The sequence below is a fragment of the Pedococcus sp. P1_H8 genome (genome assembly GCF_056405175.1).
Genome location: NZ_JBFUCP010000298.1, coordinates 1 through 418 on the forward strand (window position 1 = coordinate 1; position 418 = coordinate 418).

Consider the following 418-nt stretch of genomic DNA (forward strand, 5'->3'; position numbering starts at 1 on the left):
GGTGCCGACCGAGGAACCAAGGCCGGCGGGTCCGCCGGCCGCCGAGTCCTGGCGCCTGGACGCCGAGCAGGCCTACGGGCGGAAGTTCGCGCAGTTCCGGAACCCGGTGTGGGGCACCGAGTTCGACTCAGGTGACAGCGGTGGCATCGCGGTGGGCGGCGCCGTCGTCACCGCGATCGGGCTGCCCAAGCCCGGCGGCTACTCGCTCGACCACGCGCGGCTGGTCGGTGTCGACGCGGGCAGCGGCGCGGTGCGCTGGCAGGTGCCGGCGGACGGCCTGGGCGGCTGTGCCCCGAGGCCGCTGGGCGAGAGCGTCGTCTGCTTCACCGCCGGGTACGACGGGCGGGACGAGATCGTCGCCGTCGACGCCCGATCCGGCGAGGTCACCCGCACCGCGACCGACTGGACGTCGTTCGGC

General features: G+C 75.4%; 1 protein-coding gene. It reads left to right on the forward strand.

What is annotated here, in order from left to right:
- Nucleotides 1-418, forward strand: a 418-nt coding sequence (locus tag AC1DYG_RS20100) for a hypothetical protein (RefSeq protein ID WP_477641604.1), incomplete at both ends; no start/stop codon positions are given.